The organism is Amycolatopsis sp. NPDC101161, from assembly GCF_044768185.1.
Classification (GTDB): domain Bacteria; phylum Actinomycetota; class Actinomycetes; order Mycobacteriales; family Pseudonocardiaceae; genus Amycolatopsis.
Window position 1 is genome coordinate 292,920 of sequence record NZ_JBIWPI010000009.1, and the last position, 16,867, is coordinate 309,786.

The following is a 16,867-nucleotide window of genomic DNA, read 5'->3' on the forward strand; positions in this document are numbered from 1 at the left end:
TAGGCTGGGAGTGACGGCGAAGCCGAGACGGGAGTCCGACATCGATGTCAGTCCTCTGGGGCGTGTCCTTCGACGCCACCGCGCTGTCCGGGGTCGTGGTCGAGTTCCTCAAGACGGCGCGCCGGTTCGCCGGGCACCACGTCCACCTCGACCTCGGCTACGACATCCGCCCCGACAAAGGGGCGTTCTTCCGGCCCTACCGCGACGAAGCCGGGCTGCTGCCGGAGTGGGTCACGCTCGACCGCGTCGACGGCGTCGGCGAGATCCGCGGCTACGACCGGGAGTTCGTCGAGCGAGTGCTCAGGGAGGTCGTCCAGAACGAGGACGACACCCTGCGCCCGGAGATCGACCGGATCGCCGGCGAACTGGCCGAGCGCATCGTGGCGACCTGGGAACGTCTCGGCGTCACGATGGTGATGGTCGAGAACGGGACGCTGCCGGAGAACGTCACGTACACCGAAGCCCTCTACCGGGCGATCGACCGCTACGGCAGCCGCCACCGCCTGGGCCGGTTCGTGTTCTGGCGCGACCACGACCTGATGTGGCAGAGCGAACCGGGCATCGCCAAGTACGGCCGGTTCCCGTACCCCGGCGTCCCCGCGCCGCGGAATTCGCCGCACATCCACTACTTCGCCCTGCACGAGCAGGCTTTGGCGAAGACCCTGGAGTGGGTTCCGGGCCTGCGGGCCATCGACGTCCTGCCCAACGCGTTCACCATCGCGCCCGCGCGGATCGACGAACGCACCGCCGGCTTCCGGCGTGACCACGGCATTCCCGACGACGTCCCGCTGCTGGCGCGGATCACGCGGATCATCCCGCAGAAGCGCATCGACCGGGACCTGCACCTGCTCGTCCTGCTGCCGGACGCGTGGCTGTTCGTCGCCGGCGACGTCGAAGAGGCGCCCGCCGAGCACAGCCGGCTGGTAAGGCTGGCCGACAACCTCGGCGTGCGCGACCGGGTCGTGTTCGGCGGCTGGCTGACGCCGTACGACACGAGCGTCCCCGGCCGCTACTCGGTGCGGGACCTCCTGGCGCACGCGACCGTCGTGTCGTTCCTGACCTCCTACGACTACGAGAGCTACGGCAACCCGATCAGTGAGGCGATCGCCTCCGGGACGCCGTACATCACCAGCGGGTACGAGCTGTACGACGTCGTCTACGGCCGCAAGGGGTTCCGGGCGCCGGTGCTGGACATCCGGGCCCGCGACCTGCCGGACGCGGCGTTCGCCCGCGAAGTGGCCGAGCTGATCACCGACGAAGGGAAACGGGCGGACGTGGTGCGGGCGAACTCCGAACTCGGGCAGGCGCACTTCGGCACGGAGGTCGTCGACGACCTCGTCGACCGGCTCTACCCGCCGCCGATGGGAGCCGGGACACGGCTGTCCGTCGTGCTGCCGGTGTACAACGAAGCCGCGAACCTCCCCGAGGTCCTGCGGACGCTGCACGACCAGCGCGACGGCGACGGCCCGCTGGACAAGAGCCGGTACGAGGTCGTGCTGGTGGACAACAACTCGACCGACGACACCGTGGCCGTCGCGCGCGCCTTCGCGGCCGCGCACCCGGACCTGGCCCTGCACGTCATCCGCGAGCCCGAGCAGGGGGTGTCGTGCGCGCGCCGGGCGGGCATGGACTTCGCTCTCGCACGCAGCCGCAATCGGCCCGACGCCGATCCGGCCGAGCGGTTCTACCTCGTCTCGGCCGACGCGGACTGCCGCGTCGACCCGCACTGGCTGAGTGAGCTGTTCACCGCGATGGAGGAGAGCAAGGCGGCCATCGGCGTCTGCGACTACTACTACAACGCGGCGCACTTCACCGGGCGGCCGCGGCTGTGGGACGCGATCCAGCGGACACTGCGGTGCCGCGCGGTCACGTTTTCGCTGTTCGGCGGCTTCCCGGACGGCAAGGGCTTCGCCGTCGAGCGCGACGCCTACGAGCGCGCCGGCGGCATCGAGATCTTCTACCAGCTGCAGGACGGCGAGTTCGTCAGCCACCTGTCCGACGACTGGGACTTCGGGATCAAGGTGGCCAGCGGCGGCGACGCGATCACGTACGCGCCGCGCTCGCGCGTCGAGATCAACCCCCGCCGCGTCGACCACGCCATCGACGAGGTCATCGCCGGCCGCGCCTACGGCTCCGACGGCATCATCGTCATGCGCGACATCCGGCCGTCAGCGCCCGCCGTCGCCTCGGACCTGACCGAGGCCGAGGCGTTGCAGGCGTGGGAGTTCTCGATCAAGGACTTCACGCCGAAGAACACCATCCTGCCGGTGCTGCTGACGCCCGCGCTGCTGGAGGACGACGCCGTCATCGCGTTCTTCGGCGCCGATCTGGCCGCCCGGCTGGCGCGCCGGATCGCCGAGATCCGCGACGAGATGCGTGTCGTCGACTTCACGCCGATCCACGCGTACAAGACGCCGTCGTACCGGCTGTACTTCGAGTTCGCCGACGAGCTGTTCGCCTGCCTGCGCCGGCACGTCGGTGAGGACATCGGCCACCCACCGCCGCTTCCGCCGTGCCTGGCGGACGTCCCGGCCGCGCGCTTCGCGGAGTTCGTCCACTACTACTGCGAAGACCGGGAATCGGGAGAAGCCCACAACTACTTCGGCAACGGAGGGGTGTTCTGATGACCCTCGCCTACGAAGAGGCGATCGGCTCGCTGCACGCGCTCGACCCCGCGTGGCCGCGGCCCGCGGTGCTCGACGTCCTCGAGGCGCCGGAGAACCGGCACCTGCTGGACTTCGTGCAGGAGGACCCGTTCGGGGCGCACGTGTTCCCGGGCAACGTCCCCGGCTCGCCGGCGGACTTCCTGCGCGACCTGGATCTCCAGCTGGCGTCCTCGGGGCCGATCCACCTGTGGTCGTACATCCCCACGTGTGCTTACCGCTGCCGGTTCTGCCAGTACCCGGTGGTGCTGGTCAAGGGCAAACCCGAAGTGCAGTACGAGAAGGCGAAGCACTGGGTCGACCTCAACATCGCCGAAGCCCGGCTGTGGCTCGACGCCGTGCCGAGCCTGCGCGGCGCGGAGGTGGGGGAGTTCAACGTCTTCGGCGGCACGCCGTCGCTGCTGCCGGAGCCGGAGATCCGCCGCCTGCTGGAGTTCTACCGCTCGGAGTTCGGCTTCACCGGCGACACGACGATCCGGTTCGAGGGCGACCCCAGCACGTTCACCCCGGCCAAGCTCGAGCTGCTGCGGGAACTGGGCTGCACCAAGCTGTCCAGCGGCGTCCAGTCGTTCGACGACCACGTCCTGGAGCTGTGCGGCCGCGAACACAGCGCCGAAATGTGCGTCGACTTCGTTCGCAACGCGCGTTCGCTCGACTTCGAGTGGGTCAGCATCGACCTGATGTACGGCCTGCTGGACCAAACCCTCGACAGCGTCCGCCGCGACCTCGACGTCGTGCTGGAGAACGAAGTCACGGCGGTGGTCTGCACGAAGCTGCACCTGGCGTCCTACAGCGACACCCGCACCGGCGTCACCGGCGAGAAGCCGGCAGCGTGGCAGCTGCCGGCGTACCGGGACAAGCTGGTGCGCGACGGCCACCGCTGGCCGACGCTCGGCGAGCAGTACCAGATGCGCGAGCTGCTCACCGACGGCCTGCGCGCGGCGGGCTACACCGAGCACCCGACGATGTACTTCGCGCGCGCCGGCCTCGGGCCCGAGAAGTGGAAGTCCATCATGGTCGACCAGGACAAGCAGGAAGCCGAGGTGGCGATCGGGCTGGGCGGGTCGTCGAGCTGCCGCGCGTCCGAGGCGATCACCGACGTCAACTCCCGCCGCTACATCGAAACCGTGTCGGACGGCCGCATTCCGCTGGGCTCGGCAACGCGGTTCACGCCGGAAGCCCAGGAGGCGCGGGCGGTGAAGATGGCGCTGACGACGTTGCAGCCGTTGCGGGATTCCGTGCACGCGGCCCGGTTCCCGGGTCGCTCGCTGTTCGCGGAACCGTGGCTGGGCAAGTTCCGGTCGCTGGCCGCGCGAGGCCTCGTCGAGCTGCGCCCGCACGACGGCGTCGTCGAACTCACCCCGGTGGGGGAGGTCTTGGTCGAGGCGATCATCACCACCGAGCTATAGATCACTACATCGAGTGACACACCGCTCGCGCGGAGCGACACGGGCAGGCAGCATGGGCTTCGGACGTGCCAGTACCGAGATCGGAGCCCCGATGAGCCGAACCGTTGCCGGACACGACGAACAGCGGTGGCGGCCCCGGCTCGCCGCAGCGGGCGCCTTGGCCGCGCTCGCTTCGGTGGTCGTGGCCGTCCCCGCTGAAGCCGCGCCGGACTACTCACTCGCGGACACGAACTTCGCGGGCACGCAGATCGCGTTGCACGAAGGGGTGGTGCCGGGCTCCGCGCGAGCCGACACGACCGACCAGACGCTCGGCCACGACGTGAGCGGGCACCAGGGCCCGGTCGATTGGGGTGCCGCGGCGGCCGGCGGCGCGAAGTTCACCTACGTCAAGGCGACCGAGGGCACTGGCTTCGTCAACCCGCAGTACGGCCAGCAGTACGACGGCGCGCACGCGGCGGGCCTGATCCGCGGCGCGTACCACTTCGGCCGCCCGGACGTCTCGGGCGGCGCGGAGCAGGCGGAGTACTTCATCGCCCACGGCGGCGGCTGGCGCTCCGACGGCAAGACGCTCCCGGGCGCGCTGGACATCGAGTACAACCCGTACGGCGATGTCTGCTACGGCAAGAACCCGGCCGACATGACGGCGTGGATCACCGACTTCACGCGCACGTACCTGGCGAAGGTCAAGCGCAGCGCGCTGATCTACACGAGCACGGCGTGGTGGAAGCAGTGCACGGGTAACGCGTCCGGGTTCGGGAACACGAACCCGCTGTGGCTCGCGCGCTACGGCCCGGACGTCGGCGAGCTCCCGGCGGGCTGGGACAAGCAGAGCATCTGGCAGTTCGCCCGCGACGGCGGCCTGCCGGGGGACCAGAACTACTACAACGGGCCGTTCGGCCGGGTCGTGGCGCTGGCCGGCGGCGCGGCTTAGTGTTGCCAGCGTCCCGACAGGTCCGGCCACGGCGGGCGTCGCAGCACGGCGAGCGTGCCGAGGGTGGCGGCGACCAGCCCGGTGCCGATGGCGAGCAGGGCGACGCGCGTCGCGTCGACGGCCGGCTCGAACTTGGCCTGGCCGTCGCGGATGGCGAACACCCCGGGCGGGCTGGTCACGGTGATCACCGTCGTGCCGTCGGGCGTCTCGTGCGGTTCGCCGAAGATCCGGGGTTCGGAGCCACCCGGTCGCGGCAGGCCTCGTAGCGTCATACCCGCCGATCGAACCCGGAAACGGCGGCGCTGACAACATCGGACAAGCTGCTTGCCGGTCTCGTGATCGGCTCCCTACCATCGATCGGGTGCGAGCAGCCCATCGGATCGCTGTCCTGGCCACGATTTCCGCGGTGGTCGTCGCCTCGGCCCCGAGCGCGGACGGGGCGGGGCACGCCTGGTTCACGTCGTGGGCGCAGTCGCAAGACGGCCACGCCGACGCGCCGGTGTCCGGCCAGTCCCTGCGGATGATCACCCACCTGAGCCAGGGCGGGGACGCGGTGCGCGTTCGGCTGCAGAACACGTTCGGCACCGGCCCGCTGACCATCGACCACGCGACGGCCGGCCTGAGCACGAGCGGCGCCGACGTCTCGGGAACGCGCGACCTGACGTTCGCCGGCCGGGTGGCGGTCACGATCCCGGCGGGCGGCGAGGTCTGGAGCGACGAGACCCGGCTCGCGACCCGTCCGGACACGAACCTCGCGGTGAGCATGTTCGTCTCGGGCACGGCGGTCGTCGGGCGGCACGGCGCCGGACTGCGGGACAACTACTTGACCGCTGCCGGCGCGGGCGACCACACGGCCGACGCGTCGGGCGCGGCCTTCACGTCGACGGTCGGTTCGACGTACGTGGTGAGCGCGGTCGACGTGCACAACGCGTCGTTGAAGGGCACGGTGGTCCCGTTCGGCAGCTCGGTGGTCGACGGGATCGGCAGCACGAACTGCGGCCCGGGCTGCACGCAGCTCGGCGCGGACCGCCGGTGGACCGACGACCTGGCACGGCGGATCGTCGCCGCGTCGACGCCGCTGGCGGTCGCCAACGCGGGCGTGTCGGGCACGACGAGCGCGCCGTCCTGCCCGGGGATGCCGCCGTCGGTGGCGGGCCTGGACGCGGGGAGCCGCCTCGATCGCGACGTGCTGGCCCTGCACGGCGTCACGGCGGTGATCTACTACTACGGAACGAACGACCTGGCGTACGGCTGCGACGCGGCGACGATCCTGGCGAGCTACCGATCGGTGTTCGAGCGGTTGCGAGCGGCGGGGATCGCGGTGTACGTCACCCCGAGCACGCCGCGGCCGGGCTACAACGACCAGGCGAACCTGGCGCGTCACGAGATCGGTCTGTTCGTGTCCCGCTGGTCGTCGTGCGGCGGCACGTGTTCGGGCGTGGTGGACTTCGACATGGTGCTGAAGGACCCGCTGAAGCCGAACAGCATCCTGCCGGCGTACGACAACGGCGACGGAATCCACGCGAACGCGGCGGGCCAGCAAGCCTTGGCGGACTTCATCTCGCTCCCGATGCTCGCCGGTTCCGCGCGCCGCTAAGGTGGGTCGAGCCGACTCGAGGGGGACCGCCATGACCGATCAGGAAGGCGCCGACTGGATTCCGCCGGGCGCGGATCTTTCCCGGCCCAGCGCCGCGCGGATCTACGACTATCTGCTCGGTGGCGCCCACAACCTCGCCGCGGATCGGGCCGTCGCCCAGAAGCTCGAGGCCATCCAGCCGCAGGTCGCGAGTGTGGCTCGCCGCAACCGCGCCTTCCTGCGGCGTGCGGTGCGGTTCATGCTCGACCAGGGTGTCCGGCAGTTCCTCGACCTCGGCTCCGGCATCCCGACCGTCGGCAACGTGCACGAAGTCGCGCAGGCCGTCGATCCCGCGTCGAAGGTGGTCTACGTCGACTACGAACCCGTCGCGGTCGCGCACAGTCTCATGCTGCTCAAGGACAACGCCAACGCCGCGGCCATCGAGGCCGACGCCACGGACACCGAAGCCGTGCTCAGGTCCGAACCCGTGAAGCGCCTGCTCGATCTCGGCGAACCCGTCGGCCTGCTCGCGATCACCCTCGGGCACTACCTGCCGGAGGTCGAGGGCGTCTTCGGTGCCTATCGAGACGCGCTCGCCCCCGGCAGCCACTTCGCGCTGACGCATCTCACCAACGACTTCGCCGTCCTGCGCGACCCCAAGATCGCCGAGACGATGCGCTCGACGCAGGACCACATCTACCCGCGCTCGCGCGCCGAGGTGCTCGCCCTCTTCGACGGCTTCGAGCTCGTCGAGCCGGGGCTGACGACCTCCGCGAACTGGCGGCCGGACCGCGTCGCGGCAGTGGTGGATCCCGAAGAGGACGGCCTGTACGCCGGCGTGGGCGTCAAGCTTTAGGGCTCGTTGGAGAAGCGTTCCCACGCGGACTGCCGGGTCATCCCCAGCGCTTCGCCGATCTGCGACCAGGTGCCACCCAGTTCGCGCGCCTTGCCCACCCAAGCCGCGAGGTTCTCCTGAACCTGCGCGGTGGCGGCCGCGATCGGCCGAAGGTTCTGCAGAACGTGTTCGAGCGGCAGATCGTGTCCCCAGGGCGCGATGTGCGGCGCGTCGGCGGGCTGGCCTTCGATCACGGAGACGCACAGCTGCACGCACCCGTCACAGATGAAGACGCCCGGCCCGCCGACGAGCGTCTCGACTTCGGTGTTCGGCTTGGCGCAGAACGAACAGCGCGCGATCACCCCAGTGGCCATCGTGACCTCCTTGTCAGGATGGACCTTACAGCCGTAAGGCGGAGCCTGACAAGCTCAGGAAGTTCGAGGTCCATTCGGCGAGTTCGGTGAGCCGGCCGGTCAGCTCTTCGATCTCGGCCCAGCGCCGGTGTTCCCGTTCCAGGTCCGGCACAAGGAAGTCCTCGACGAGGAGCAAGAGCGTCGAGATCTCATAGGCGACATCGGCAAGCTGCAGGAAGGGCCGGAACTCGGCCTCTTCACCAGTCCCGTTCCGAGCGGCCCACTCACGAGCCCCAAGCCCGGCGACGCGACAGATGGACTCGACCGAGCGTCGAATCGCCCCACGTCGGGAGTCAGGCTGCCCGTCGGTCAACGGGGCGACGTTCCAGGCCACGGACAGCAGACAGCACCCGGCGTCATCCATTGAGTTGTGCTTCACGGAGGTACTCTGCGGACTGCGGGTGGCCGCCCAGCCGTTCCGACGCGCGGACCAACCTGATCGTGTAAGAAATCCGCCCCGATCGAGAAGGGGCGAGAACGTGACCTGCCGCCAGGTCCGAGGCTCTTACACTCGGGGCTATGGGGTGGTGGTGGGTGGTCCTAGGCATCTTGCTGTTCGCCCTGTACGGCGTCGTCATGCTCCGGATCGCTGTATTGAGCCTCGCGATGGACGGCGCACGAGAGAAGCCGCCGACGCGCTGGACGTTGCTCCGTGCGTGGCTGATCGTGATGTCGATCCCGGTGTGGGCTCCGGTCGTGTGGCTGGCGAGCAAGCTCGGCCTCGCGAGCACCCGCACCGACGGCGCCAAGAAGTAAGAAAGCCGCTTGGCCCGGGTTCATCACCCAAGCCGAGCGGCTCCTGTGTCCGTCGGGCAGACAGGATTTGAACCTGCGACCCAGTCGCGCTCACTGCCGAGCCGTGGACCTACATGTCCGTCCGGGTCTCAGCGTTGTGCAGGCAAGATCCGGGTGCTTTGGTCATGATCACTCATAGTCGCCTGCCGGTGCCATGTGGGCAGCCCGCCCGCTGCAGAACTGACAGCGGTCATCACTAGTATCCCGTCATGGATGGACTCGCGACGACCGGCCTCGTCACCTGGCTTAACTCGCTGCAGCCACAGGTCGAAGCTGCGGTAATCTCGGCCGTAGCCACGGCCGTAGGCATCATCGGTACAACCGTCGTGGGCCTCGCCGGATTCAGGCATGCGCGGCGGGTGGCTAATGCCACGCTAGAAGGGCAGCGTCAAACGAGCATCGATGAGAGACGGTTTGCCGTCTACGAGGATGCGGTGAAGTACCTCTTGCGACTTACAGAGCTCCGGCCTGAGTTCTACGCATTTTGGCCGGAGATAAATGACTCATCACCTGATTTCAAAGCTTCTCCACCTGACCATGGGGCTCCTCTGGGGCAGGGCGCAGACATCGACGCGCGGATAGTGGCCTGGGCATCGAATGAAATCAGAAGCCTATGGCAACAGATGCGAGATGCCGATGATCAAGTGGACGTCGGGCGAATGCAATTGCGGTTTCGGAGTGGTCAGACCGATTTTGTGCCTGCGCACCCGATTGCTACTCCGGAAGAGCTCCAGGCAGTGAAGGGTCTGATCAACGACAGCACCCAAGCCGCGCACCACCGGCGACAGGGAGTAATCGAAGCCATTCGTAAGGATTTGGTCGGCACAAAGGCCCTGAAATAACCTAGAAGTGGTGACCCCTTCGGCATCTCGTTGACTTGGCGCCACACGGCGACTTCGTCCTCGCAGGACTGGCACTGCTCCGGGACGGCGGGAAGCTGGGCATCGTCCGCATGGGACGCCTTCGACCAGGTCGCCGGGCGATCGGCGGCCGGCCGGATGACGCGCTCGTCTTCACGACCGCGAGAGTGGTTCGCTGCGTTCGCACAACTGACGGACCCGGGAGGTCAACCCGGCGGTGGAAGCTGCTGCGCTCAAGATCGCCGAGCTGGCGCCGACGTGAAGGTCATTCAGCAGATACTCGGGCACTCCGACGCCGCGATGACGCTCAACATCTACGGGCACCTGTTCCCGGACCGCCTCGACGAGGTGGCCGACGTGCTCGATGCCCGGCGAACCGCCGCGCTGGCAGGGATGGCCGCCTGATCCGGACCCCGGGAGCGTGTGACACGTATGTGACATGCCCCGGGGTTCTTGGCGTCCGAACGGACCCCAGAGACGACGAAAGCCACGTCTACCTGCGTAGACGTGGCTTGTCCGTCGGGGTGACAGGACACTTCTTGAACCCCAAGCTGTATGAGTTCGTGCGCCGTACGCTGGACCTATAGCAGATTGTAACAGGTTCTGTAACGCAGAGTAGCCCGGCCGTGATGGCCGGGCTACTCTCGTTTTGCGTGTCAGCTACGCGGAAGCGGCCGGAATGCCTCGCGCCGTGTCGTACAGCCACTGTCGGAAGTCCGGCGAGCTGGTGTAGATGGTCGGCCCTTCACCGGGGTACTGCTTGGCTCCTCGGCTGCCCGTACCGACGAGCTGCGGCACGCCGTTGACCAACTCGACAGCCGGGCTGCCGGAGTCACCCGGACCGGGGCCGTCCGTGCCGTGCGGGTTGCTGGTGCAGATTTCGCCGGTGGACTGGCCGGCGTCGGCGCACTTGGCAGCCGGGAGCACCCGCGTGCTGAGCTGCTGGAGCTGCGTCGGCAGGTTCGCCGAACAGTCCGGCTGGTCCACACCCCACCCGTACAGGGTGATGCGCTTGCCGGGCTGCGCTGCTCGTCCGGCGAGCTGGATGGGCTGCTGGTTGACCGAGTGGTCCAGCTTGAGCATGGCGATGTCGTCGGTCGGGGCGGTCATGCCCCAGTGCCAGCCGGGATGCACGACGATGCTCACCACGTTGGCCAGCTCGCCGCCGGTCGTCCGGTCCTTGGAGCCGACACGCACGCGGAACTGCTTGGCCTTCGTGGGGATGGGCTGGCCACCCTCGCACGCGTTTGCGGACAGGCTCTTGGCCTTCAGGAGTTCCGGCGGCATGTCCGTCACGCAGTGGGCGTTGGTGACCACCCACGAGCGGAACAGCAGCGCCCCGCCACAGGTGTGGTAGTCGAACCGGTTGTAGTCCGGCGCGTCGTACTGGAGCGAGGCGGCCCACGACGTGTTGCCGGTGGCAGCGCTGCCGCCGACGATGTTCGGCTGTACGGCGGCCGTGGCCGGAGCCGCTCCGAACAGGTTGGCCAAGCCGCTGAGGGCGGCGACGGACGCTATTACGGTCTTTCTCAAAACGTGCCTTTCTCGTGTGCGGGTGTGCTTCTACTGCCTCCGGCATGTCGGGTGCTGGAGGAGATTAGGGATTCGGGCTACAGTTCGCGCCCGTGCTCGGCGCGATACGCCGCCAGTTCGGTTTCGTCGGGCGGGTCGCAACCGTCGTTGTAACAAAGTGTCAGGTGATGCACTTCGGGCGTGCCATCTGGCTCGTCTTCTACCTGGACTTCGACCGCAACGGCGTGAATGTTCACGCTACGTTGCGCGGAATCCCGCAGCCAGCGTGCGGCTTGCAGGAAGCAGTCAGCAATATGTTCGTTGGAAAACATAATTACGTAGGCCACGGGCTGACGTCCGTTCGATGGGGACTATTCAAGGTGTTTCAGGCCGTACAGGATGCGCTGCATTACTTCTCTGTCGGGTTCGCTGGCGTACCGTTGGCGCGGCCACGGTGTCGGCCGCGGCTCGACATCGGGCCGTTTGCGCTGCGGCAGTGGAACGTACGCCGGGAGCGGTTGTGTTGGCACGTTGTCCGGCGATATTGCCGGGAGTACCTGCGTATCCGCGTTGGCGATGCGCTCAACTTCCCGTTCGTGCTGTACCCGCGCGATGATGACCGCTGGTGAACGGTCGTCGTTGTCAGGTTCGCGTTCAAGAAGTCGAGCGACTGCTAAGACCCCCAGGCTTAGCAGGAATAGGCCACCGCCGACAATGACGACGTACAGCCCGACGATATTCACGAGTCCGGCGGTTCACGAACGACATGCCGGCCGCCTGGTTCTTCGTCCGGCATCTTGTCGGCGTACAAGCTGAGCACATCGGCGAGTGCGGTAAGTAAGCCGCTGGCGTCTTGTAATTCGCGCCCGGTCGCCATCCCGTGTTTCAGGCGTTCGGTAACAATCCGCAAGTTAGTCACGGCGGTTTCCATGCGGCCGACGACGCTCGCGCGTTGCTCACTCACTCGTGGCCGGCCCTTCTTCGCGGTCGGCGTGCTTGCGGAGCAAATCGCCAAGGCCGGTCAGCATCTGGGCGTATTCACGTTGTTTGGCGGGCGAAATGTTGCCGAGCATGAGGGCGTTGGCCACGGGCTCGGCGTGACGGCTGACGGCCTGGAGCGATTCAATGAGGGCTTTGGTTTGATCATCCATGGCGAGTTCTCTCTAAACAGAAGTAAGGGGACGAGTTCAGGCGGCGAACCGTCGCGGCTCTGTCAACATCCGGTATCGCGGGCACGGCCACGAACACCCGCACAGCTCGCACAGCCGGCCGGTCTCCTCGGGCTCGTGCAACCACCAGGCCAGATGTGCCAGCGGTGCCCAAAGGTTGGCCGTTGACACTGCATGTTGGGGACTCGTGGCCAGCCCCGAGCTGCTCACTCGATCTCCGTCCGGTAGGCCATGGCCAGGACGTCGGCCTGGGCCTCCCGCTGGAGCTGCTCGCAGAGGGCAAGTTGCAGCAACCGGCTGTGCGCCAGGTGCCGGAGGCTCGGCACAACGACATGGCGGGCATCAGCTCGCTTGAGCTCGGTCACCAGCTCGTCGAACCCCTCGCGCGAGCCGCAAGAGAACTCGAAGAAGAAGCTGACGAAGTACAGTCCGTGTCGAGTGGCGAACTCCCGAAGCTGCCGCTCCAGGCGGTGCACTTTCTTATCGGGCACGTCGGCCGGGACCCGCATGTAGCCGTAGGCCAGCGGCCCGAGCGTCGCGAGGCGCGGTTCCTCATCCAAGAGTGCAGTCATCGCCCCAACTTTCTTGCTGGTGGTCCGCCCAGTAGCGGCGTCGGGGACCGCTGCGCTACTGGGCGAACGTTCGAGGGGGGTAGCTGTTCCGTTGCTCCCTGTGGCGAGTCAAGCACCGCGAACCTCGAATATGCAAGACTTCACTTTGAAGGCTCGCTTGGAAGTACCCGAACTTGTGGATCGCATTTCAAGTTGTGCGACGGGATGCTTTCAAATCGGGTGTAAGGTGGCCCCGGAATGAGAGGTAGGGACGTTGGCTGACAAGGAGTCAGGCTCGACGGTGCCGCGCCGACAGCTCGGCCGGTACCTGAAGGACGCTCGCGGACATGCCCGGCTGACGGTCAAGGCGGCCGCTGAAGCCCTGGAGTGGTCCGAGGCCAAAATCTGGCGCATCGAGACCGGTCAGACCAGTCTCCGCAGCCTGGACGTTGAGGCCATGTGCCGGGTCTACGGCGTGGACGCCGAGATGACCGAAGCGCTCAAGGGGTTGGCCAAAGAGACGAAGACCAAGGGCTGGTGGCACGCCTACGGCGACGTCATCCCCGGTGGCTTCGACGTCTACATCGGTCTGGAGGGTGCCGCCTCTAGCTTCCAGTGGTACGAGTCCGACTTGGTGCCCGGCCTGTTCCAGACTGCCGACTACGCCCGCACCCTGATCGAGGCCGACAACCAGGACGTTGACGCCGAGGAGATCGAGCGCCGGGTCAACCTGCGGATGGAGCGGCAGACGCTCCTTACCCGGGTCACGGCCGCGCCGGACTTCCGGGTGGTGCTCGACGAGGCGATCTTGCGGCGGCCGATTGGCGGCCACGAGGTGATGGCCGGCCAGCTCGCCCGGCTGGTCCAGGTCGCCGAGCTGCCGAACGTCTCGCTGCGGGTGGCGCACTTCGCGGCCGGGCTGCACCACGGCGTCATGTCCGGGCCGTTCGTCACGCTGCGTTTCCCGACCAACGGTGACGGCAAGGAGACCGAGCCGCCTACCGTCTACGTGGACGGCTTCACCGGCGCGCTCTACCTCGACAAGCCGCACGAGATCGACCGTTACGACGGGGCGTTTCGCCGCATCTGGGACGCCTCGCTCCCGGAGACGGACAGCAAGCACATGCTGGCGACAGCAGCAAGGGAGTACAAGACATGATGAGTGCTGAGCTGGCTGGTGCTCAGTGGTTCAAGAGCAGCCGCAGCAACGGCCAGGCCAACTGCGTTGAGGTCGCCTTCTTGGATGACGGCCGGGTCGCTATGCGCGACAGCAAGCAACAGGGCAAGGGTCCGGCGCTGGTCTTCACAGCGAGCGAGTGGGACGCGTTCATGGGCGGCGTGGCGGACGGGGAGTTTCAACGACCGTGAGGCAAAATGCTAGTGGACCTGCTCTAAGGGGCAGGTCCTCTACTCTTTGCACGCGGAGGTACACGAGTGAACACACCGCAGGATGCGATCAAGCAGCTTGATACTTTGTTGGAGGAGTATCACCGTGTCGAGGCTATGGCGGCCGGATTTGGCGAGCTAAAATCTAATGCGCTCGTTACTCGTATGCACTCGGCAATTCAACGACTAACTATACCTGCGAGCGCGTATCGGGTGGAGGCTACCGAGCTGCGGCAGAGATTCATGCCCGACTACCAGTTGTCCAGACTAGCGGCCATCGTTCAGGCGCTCAGGGACGACTTGCAAGCTGGCTGGCTTGAATCCATCGTTGAGCTAGTGCATGCCGATACCCATAAGGGCTACCTGGAGATGGCCGAAGAGTTACTGGATAAGAATTACAAAGACGCTGCTGCTGTCATCGCCGGTTCGTCTCTGGAAGTTCATATACGGGCTTTGTGTGTGAAGCATGGCGTTGCGACAAATGACGGCGGCAAGCCGAAGAAGGCCGACACCATGAACGCCGATCTCAAGAGGGAATCTGTCTACGGTGGTCTTGAGCAGAAGCAAGTCACATCGTGGCTGGCTTTGCGTAACTTGGCGGCTCACGGACAATACGGCGACTATGTCGAAAGCGATGTTCGCGGCCTCATTGATGGCATCCAAGCATTTGCGATCAAATACCCAGCGTGACGATCAAGCGTCGGGTGCGCTGCCCTGCTACTGGAGACGTTCATGCTCGCTTTTCAAAAGCGTGTGCATCGTGGTGTTGTTCTTAAAGAAATCTTGGATTTGCCTGACTTCTTTAGGCTTGACCTTACCGTGTTTTTCATTGATCAGCTCAAGTGTGTAGACATGAAAACGTGCATCCAGGTTGCGCTGCTTCGACCGAACGTGAAAGTGCGGCGGGTCATGGTCTTTGGGATAGACGTTGATTTCGAGGTCGCGAATGGTCGCAACCCGCTGCTTGATGAGATACACACTGCCGTCGGGTGCAATCGTCGTAGAGTCCAGGTGCAGTTCTAGCTGTCCGGCGAGAGTCGGCGGGTATGGTTCCGACTTTGGGCGCTTCTTACTAGCGGCAGTGCTCAACAGCATTGGCACTTGAGCCTCTACATCATCTAATACCGCCTCGTAGTCCGCCCAGGCGGTGTTCGGCGCTCCCGTAGGATAGGTAGCGAACTCGCTCGTGTCACTGAAGATGCCCGACACCACGATCATGGCGTATTCACCGTCTTCAAGCTTGACGACCCGCGCGTTCAGGTTCACGCCGATGTGCTGCTCCCAGTCATGGTTGATCAGGAGCGGTATGTACTTCGCCCGCAGTTGCTCGGCGGCACCGTCAAGTGCGCTCTTGGTCATCCGGTGACCATGAGCGTCCACGTGGGTTGTGCTCGCGATGCCGCCTCGTAGTCGCATAAGTACATATTATGAGCTACGGCGGAAGTGAGCAACGAAGTTAGTACTGCACGATGAGGCTACCTTCGGGCATGTACCGGGAAATCTCTTCAAGCACCTCGGGGGGCAAGCTCACCGTGACATAGAGCGTGTGACATATCGGCGGCTCTGCCAGTAGTCCGCTCACGTCAGCAAATCGCATCCCAATATCGCTAGAGGGCACTTCGTAAGGTGATTTGGTTGTCATGCACAAGCCGAGCATCCGGGATATGTCGTTTGTCAGTTCGTGGATCTTAGTTGCATCTAACGTGCTACTCCGCTCGCGTTGTACCTGGCGAATGACCTTAAGCCACTGCTTCCTCACGGCCGGATAGAGAACGTTTGGCACGTCGGTCACGACTACAGCCGTGCGCTGGTGCCTAGTGTAGAAGTGGTGAGCGATATCCCAAGATAAGATCGTGTTGCCGTGTAACGTCCGATGCTCAACCCAGTGGCTGCGCATCACAATCCTCCCCCCAAGGTAACAATATTTCGGCGACTCGGCGGGTGCGTTCTTCGGCAATAAAGCTGGCCCAGCCAGTGTATCGCCGGCCGCCGTCCCAAAAGTGACCATTGCACGCGAACGCTTGTTGGCCATCTGGCCGAAGTAGGCCGGCCGATACGTCATCGTAGGTGCGTTCTCGCTTGCAGATGGCACAGGTGACAGTCGTAGATAGTTGCAAGTTCGCAGGAGCACTGACGATACTCATTTGGATAGCGCCTTGTCTGCTGCACTGGCGAACCGCACGGTGATGACGTGCGTAAGCTGGCTGTAGCTCTGGAAGTTCCGGTAAATGGTAAAGGTGCCGTCGGTGTGAGAAACGGCGGAGTCGTGATACGTGACGACGTTCGGATTCTCGATATCGTGCACGTGGTAACGCACGCGGAACTCTGGCATGGGGTCGTTACGGCTGAAGCGGCCAAGGATGGCCTTGTGCATCTTCGTTGGCTTGATCTCGAACGTTTCTATATCGAGCGGGTTGTGTGTTTTTGGTTGCTTGGCAAGTGTGGAGGACATAAGCAAGTCTCCTGTTAGGGTTAGTTTGCGCGGATAGGTGAGGTGAAAATCGCAAAATAATCTTCTTCAAGCCCCATCTTGAAACCTAACCACAGACTGACCGCACCCCCGTTTTAACTTCGCGGGGGGGGGGGGGGGGGGGGAACCTCGTTGTGTTTGGGGTGGGGGGGGGGGGTTGGCTTCGGGGGGGGGGGGGCGGGGGTGTGGGGGGTGGGCGGGGGGGGGGGCCCGCGGGTGCCGGGCCCCGGCCCGCACAGCGGCGACATCAACACCCACCGCCTCGACGCCCCGGTGGAGTCGCTCGCCCAGGTCCAC

At 65.7% G+C, this 16,867-nt stretch carries 22 protein-coding genes; 12 read left to right on the top strand and 10 right to left on the bottom strand.

The window, feature by feature from the left end:
- Nucleotides 1–44: 44 nt before the first annotated feature.
- From ACIRSS_RS50000 to ACIRSS_RS50010, 3 genes are all read left to right on the top strand, one after another.
- A complete protein-coding gene (locus tag ACIRSS_RS50000) occupies nucleotides 45–2,624 on the top strand; it encodes a glycosyltransferase (protein WP_400909480.1) in 2,580 nt (859 codons plus the stop codon).
- Nucleotides 2,624–4,072 carry a radical SAM protein gene (locus ACIRSS_RS50005; RefSeq protein ID WP_400909482.1) on the top strand — a complete coding sequence of 483 codons (1,449 nt, stop codon included), beginning with the start codon at nucleotides 2,624–2,626 and terminating at the stop codon, nucleotides 4,070–4,072. The genes ACIRSS_RS50000 and ACIRSS_RS50005 overlap by 1 nt, the downstream gene beginning before the upstream one ends.
- A 91-nt stretch (nucleotides 4,073–4,163) precedes the next feature.
- Complete coding sequence (locus tag ACIRSS_RS50010; RefSeq protein WP_400909484.1) at nucleotides 4,164–5,003, top strand: GH25 family lysozyme; 840 nt, start codon at nucleotides 4,164–4,166, stop codon at nucleotides 5,001–5,003.
- On the opposite strand, the gene ACIRSS_RS50015 is transcribed toward ACIRSS_RS50010, so the two are convergent.
- Complete coding sequence (locus ACIRSS_RS50015; protein ID WP_400909486.1) at nucleotides 5,000–5,275, bottom strand: hypothetical protein; 276 nt, start codon at nucleotides 5,273–5,275, stop codon at nucleotides 5,000–5,002. The two genes, ACIRSS_RS50010 and ACIRSS_RS50015, sit on opposite strands and share 4 nt — an antisense overlap.
- An 89-nt stretch (nucleotides 5,276–5,364) precedes the next feature.
- Between ACIRSS_RS50015 and ACIRSS_RS50020 the strand changes: the two genes are divergently transcribed.
- Together ACIRSS_RS50020 and ACIRSS_RS50025 are read left to right on the top strand one after the other, a co-directional pair.
- On the top strand, nucleotides 5,365–6,600 hold the full coding sequence (locus ACIRSS_RS50020) for a GDSL-type esterase/lipase family protein (RefSeq protein WP_400909488.1): 1,236 nt from the start codon (nucleotides 5,365–5,367) through the stop codon (nucleotides 6,598–6,600).
- A gap of 31 nt (nucleotides 6,601–6,631) precedes the next feature.
- Nucleotides 6,632–7,435 (top strand): SAM-dependent methyltransferase, encoded by an 804-nt coding sequence (locus ACIRSS_RS50025; protein WP_400909490.1) that lies wholly within the window; start codon nucleotides 6,632–6,634, stop codon nucleotides 7,433–7,435.
- On the opposite strand, the gene ACIRSS_RS50030 is transcribed toward ACIRSS_RS50025, so the two are convergent.
- Nucleotides 7,432–7,788: a ClpX C4-type zinc finger protein gene (locus tag ACIRSS_RS50030; RefSeq protein WP_400909492.1), complete on the bottom strand. Its 357-nt coding sequence runs from the start codon at nucleotides 7,786–7,788 to the stop codon at nucleotides 7,432–7,434. The genes ACIRSS_RS50025 and ACIRSS_RS50030 overlap by 4 nt on opposite strands.
- 25 nt (nucleotides 7,789–7,813) lie before the next feature.
- Nucleotides 7,814–8,206 (bottom strand): hypothetical protein, encoded by a 393-nt coding sequence (locus tag ACIRSS_RS50035; protein WP_400909494.1) that lies wholly within the window; start codon nucleotides 8,204–8,206, stop codon nucleotides 7,814–7,816.
- A gap of 140 nt (nucleotides 8,207–8,346) precedes the next feature.
- Between ACIRSS_RS50035 and ACIRSS_RS50040 the strand changes: the two genes are divergently transcribed.
- The 3 genes from ACIRSS_RS50040 (at nucleotide 8,347) to ACIRSS_RS50050 (ending at nucleotide 9,887) form a co-directional block, all read left to right on the top strand.
- Complete coding sequence (locus ACIRSS_RS50040) at nucleotides 8,347–8,583, top strand: hypothetical protein (protein WP_400909496.1); 237 nt, start codon at nucleotides 8,347–8,349, stop codon at nucleotides 8,581–8,583.
- A 248-nt stretch (nucleotides 8,584–8,831) separates the two neighbouring features.
- Nucleotides 8,832–9,464 (top strand): hypothetical protein, encoded by a 633-nt coding sequence (locus ACIRSS_RS50045; protein ID WP_400909498.1) that lies wholly within the window; start codon nucleotides 8,832–8,834, stop codon nucleotides 9,462–9,464.
- Nucleotides 9,465–9,740: 276 nt separating this feature from the next.
- The gene (locus ACIRSS_RS50050) at nucleotides 9,741–9,887 is read left to right on the top strand and encodes a hypothetical protein (protein WP_400909499.1); all 147 of its coding nucleotides are present in this window, start codon (nucleotides 9,741–9,743) and stop codon (nucleotides 9,885–9,887) included.
- Between the two features lie 255 nt (nucleotides 9,888–10,142).
- Here ACIRSS_RS50050 and ACIRSS_RS50055 read toward each other — a convergent pair whose 3' ends face one another.
- Nucleotides 10,143–10,973 carry a S1 family peptidase gene (locus ACIRSS_RS50055; RefSeq protein ID WP_400909500.1) on the bottom strand — a complete coding sequence of 277 codons (831 nt, stop codon included), beginning with the start codon at nucleotides 10,971–10,973 and terminating at the stop codon, nucleotides 10,143–10,145.
- A 134-nt stretch (nucleotides 10,974–11,107) separates the two neighbouring features.
- Here ACIRSS_RS50055 and ACIRSS_RS50060 point away from each other — a divergent pair, with 134 nt between their 5' ends.
- A complete protein-coding gene (locus ACIRSS_RS50060) occupies nucleotides 11,108–11,623 on the top strand; it encodes a hypothetical protein (RefSeq protein ID WP_400909502.1) in 516 nt (171 codons plus the stop codon).
- Nucleotides 11,624–11,733: 110 nt separating this feature from the next.
- Here the strand turns inward: ACIRSS_RS50060 and ACIRSS_RS50065 are convergent, their stop codons facing one another.
- The 3 genes from ACIRSS_RS50065 to ACIRSS_RS50075 form a co-directional block, all read right to left on the bottom strand.
- Entirely contained in the window at nucleotides 11,734–11,925 is a 192-nt protein-coding gene (locus ACIRSS_RS50065) for a hypothetical protein (protein ID WP_400909504.1), read from the bottom strand.
- Nucleotides 11,926–11,950: 25 nt separating this feature from the next.
- On the bottom strand, nucleotides 11,951–12,145 hold the full coding sequence (locus tag ACIRSS_RS50070) for a hypothetical protein (protein WP_400909506.1): 195 nt from the start codon (nucleotides 12,143–12,145) through the stop codon (nucleotides 11,951–11,953).
- A 224-nt stretch (nucleotides 12,146–12,369) separates the two neighbouring features.
- The gene (locus ACIRSS_RS50075) at nucleotides 12,370–12,735 is read right to left on the bottom strand and encodes a recombinase family protein (RefSeq protein ID WP_400909508.1); all 366 of its coding nucleotides are present in this window, start codon (nucleotides 12,733–12,735) and stop codon (nucleotides 12,370–12,372) included.
- A 253-nt stretch (nucleotides 12,736–12,988) separates the two neighbouring features.
- Here ACIRSS_RS50075 and ACIRSS_RS50080 point away from each other — a divergent pair, with 253 nt between their 5' ends.
- From ACIRSS_RS50080 to ACIRSS_RS50090, 3 genes are all read left to right on the top strand, one after another.
- A complete protein-coding gene (locus tag ACIRSS_RS50080) occupies nucleotides 12,989–13,873 on the top strand; it encodes a helix-turn-helix domain-containing protein (RefSeq protein ID WP_400909510.1) in 885 nt (294 codons plus the stop codon).
- Entirely contained in the window at nucleotides 13,873–14,082 is a 210-nt protein-coding gene (locus ACIRSS_RS50085) for a DUF397 domain-containing protein (RefSeq protein WP_400909512.1), read from the top strand. Before ACIRSS_RS50080 ends, ACIRSS_RS50085 begins: the two co-directional genes overlap by 1 nt.
- 66 nt (nucleotides 14,083–14,148) lie before the next feature.
- Nucleotides 14,149–14,790, top strand: coding sequence for a hypothetical protein (locus tag ACIRSS_RS50090; protein ID WP_400909514.1), 642 nt, complete (start codon nucleotides 14,149–14,151; stop codon nucleotides 14,788–14,790).
- Nucleotides 14,791–14,817: 27 nt separating this feature from the next.
- Here ACIRSS_RS50090 and ACIRSS_RS50095 read toward each other — a convergent pair whose 3' ends face one another.
- The 3 genes from ACIRSS_RS50095 to ACIRSS_RS50105 form a co-directional block, all read right to left on the bottom strand.
- The gene (locus ACIRSS_RS50095; RefSeq protein WP_400909516.1) at nucleotides 14,818–15,459 is read right to left on the bottom strand and encodes a DUF4160 domain-containing protein; all 642 of its coding nucleotides are present in this window, start codon (nucleotides 15,457–15,459) and stop codon (nucleotides 14,818–14,820) included.
- Between the two features lie 97 nt (nucleotides 15,460–15,556).
- Nucleotides 15,557–16,162, bottom strand: coding sequence for a hypothetical protein (locus ACIRSS_RS50100; RefSeq protein ID WP_400909518.1), 606 nt, complete (start codon nucleotides 16,160–16,162; stop codon nucleotides 15,557–15,559).
- A 78-nt stretch (nucleotides 16,163–16,240) separates the two neighbouring features.
- Complete coding sequence (locus ACIRSS_RS50105; RefSeq protein WP_400909520.1) at nucleotides 16,241–16,552, bottom strand: hypothetical protein; 312 nt, start codon at nucleotides 16,550–16,552, stop codon at nucleotides 16,241–16,243.
- Nucleotides 16,553–16,867 lie beyond the last annotated feature (315 nt).

Excerpts from the sequence above, each read along its gene's own strand:
- ACIRSS_RS50010 (WP_400909484.1), top strand. The coding sequence starts at position 4,164 with ATGAGCCGAACCGTTGCCGGACACGACGAACAGCGGTGGCGGCCCCGG.
- ACIRSS_RS50045 (WP_400909498.1), top strand. The coding sequence starts at position 8,832 with ATGGATGGACTCGCGACGACCGGCCTCGTCACCTGGCTTAACTCGCTG.
- ACIRSS_RS50075 (WP_400909508.1), bottom strand. The coding sequence starts at position 12,735 with ATGACTGCACTCTTGGATGAGGAACCGCGCCTCGCGACGCTCGGGCCG.
- ACIRSS_RS50025 (WP_400909490.1), top strand. The coding sequence starts at position 6,632 with ATGACCGATCAGGAAGGCGCCGACTGGATTCCGCCGGGCGCGGATCTT.
- ACIRSS_RS50005 (WP_400909482.1), top strand. The coding sequence starts at position 2,624 with ATGACCCTCGCCTACGAAGAGGCGATCGGCTCGCTGCACGCGCTCGAC.
- ACIRSS_RS50105 (WP_400909520.1), bottom strand. The coding sequence starts at position 16,552 with ATGTCCTCCACACTTGCCAAGCAACCAAAAACACACAACCCGCTCGAT.
- ACIRSS_RS50085 (WP_400909512.1), top strand. The coding sequence starts at position 13,873 with ATGAGTGCTGAGCTGGCTGGTGCTCAGTGGTTCAAGAGCAGCCGCAGC.
- ACIRSS_RS50030 (WP_400909492.1), bottom strand. The coding sequence starts at position 7,788 with ATGGCCACTGGGGTGATCGCGCGCTGTTCGTTCTGCGCCAAGCCGAAC.
- ACIRSS_RS50070 (WP_400909506.1), bottom strand. The coding sequence starts at position 12,145 with ATGGATGATCAAACCAAAGCCCTCATTGAATCGCTCCAGGCCGTCAGC.
- ACIRSS_RS50065 (WP_400909504.1), bottom strand. The coding sequence starts at position 11,925 with ATGGAAACCGCCGTGACTAACTTGCGGATTGTTACCGAACGCCTGAAA.
- ACIRSS_RS50095 (WP_400909516.1), bottom strand. The coding sequence starts at position 15,459 with ATGACCAAGAGCGCACTTGACGGTGCCGCCGAGCAACTGCGGGCGAAG.
- ACIRSS_RS50100 (WP_400909518.1), bottom strand. The coding sequence starts at position 16,162 with ATGACGTATCGGCCGGCCTACTTCGGCCAGATGGCCAACAAGCGTTCG.
- ACIRSS_RS50015 (WP_400909486.1), bottom strand. The coding sequence starts at position 5,275 with ATGACGCTACGAGGCCTGCCGCGACCGGGTGGCTCCGAACCCCGGATC.
- ACIRSS_RS50000 (WP_400909480.1), top strand. The coding sequence starts at position 45 with ATGTCAGTCCTCTGGGGCGTGTCCTTCGACGCCACCGCGCTGTCCGGG.
- ACIRSS_RS50040 (WP_400909496.1), top strand. The coding sequence starts at position 8,347 with ATGGGGTGGTGGTGGGTGGTCCTAGGCATCTTGCTGTTCGCCCTGTAC.